This is a genomic window from Geopseudomonas aromaticivorans (assembly GCF_019097855.1).
In the GTDB taxonomy this organism is placed as follows: domain Bacteria; phylum Pseudomonadota; class Gammaproteobacteria; order Pseudomonadales; family Pseudomonadaceae; genus Geopseudomonas; species Geopseudomonas aromaticivorans.
In genome coordinates this window covers 1-1,025 of record NZ_JAHRGL010000004.1, presented here as the reverse complement: position 1 = coordinate 1,025, position 1,025 = coordinate 1, and the positions used below count along the sequence as shown (strand labels likewise).

The 1,025-nt window shown below is 63.4% G+C and carries 1 protein-coding gene; it reads right to left on the bottom strand.

Annotation, left to right across the window (positions count from 1 at the left end):
• The coding region (locus KRX52_RS02950; RefSeq protein ID WP_217679669.1) for an IS481 family transposase at positions 1 to 943 on the bottom strand (943 nt) is incomplete at its 3' end.
• Between the last annotated feature and the right edge of the window lie 82 nt (positions 944 to 1,025).

Below are 1,025 nucleotides of genomic sequence, written 5' to 3'. Positions count from 1 at the left end.
TGTGTAAACCCAGTACGTTGTTCATTGAAAGTGCGGCGCGGCTGATTGGCGGGTTGTAGTCGAGACTGGCATGCGGCCTGTGCCAGTTGTAGTGATGTAGCCAGGCAGGCAAGTGAGCCGCCCTCTGCTCGGAGCTTTCATAGCTGCGGGCGTAGGCCCACTCGCGCAAGCTCGTTTGGATAAAGCGCTCGGCCTTGCCGTTGGTACGTGGCGTATAGGGCTTCGTGCGGATGTGCCGCAGTCCCAGGCGGCGGCACAGGCGCCGGAACGCTCTGGACCGATAGCAGGCGCCGTTGTCAGTCATGACTCGCCGGAAGCGGATGCCCAGAGCGCGGTAGTAGCGCAAGGCCTCAAGCAGAGCCCGGCAAGCGCTGTTGCCGCGCTCATCCGGGTGCAGGCTCGTGAAGGCCAGCCGGGATGCATCGTCGATGGCTACGTGGACAAACTCCCAGCCCGCGCCACCGGAGTTCTGCTGGCGGTCGCCGGTGACCCGATGCCCGGGCTTCCAGAAACGACCGAGTTTCTTGATATCCAGGTGCAAGAGGTCGCCGGGAGTGGCGTACTCGTAGCGCACCACCACCGGGGCTGGTTCCAGCTCAGCCAACCGGTTAAAGCCGGCCTGCTTGAGACGGCGGGCGACTGTGCTGACGGCCAGGCCCAGCATCTGGGCGATGTGCCGGTAGGTCTTGCGGGACCGGCGCAACTCGATCAATTGCTCGATCATGGCACCAGCCGTGGCATGCGGGCATGAGTGCGGACGGGACGAGCGATCCATCAAGCCAGCTTCCCCTTCTTCACGAAAGCGTCTGAGCCACTTGTAGGCCGTGCGGACACTCACCCCGGCGGCTTGCGCAGCTTCCTCGGCACGCAGGCCGCTGAGCATGCGTTGAATGAGAAGGGCTCGACCGCGCGGGGTAAGACGGGCATGTTTATGCAGGTTCATCCGGGGCTCCTGGAAGGCTGTGTTGGTCGCGCTTCCAGAATTCCGGGAACGCCCCGGATGAACAACCTACTGAGAGATCACA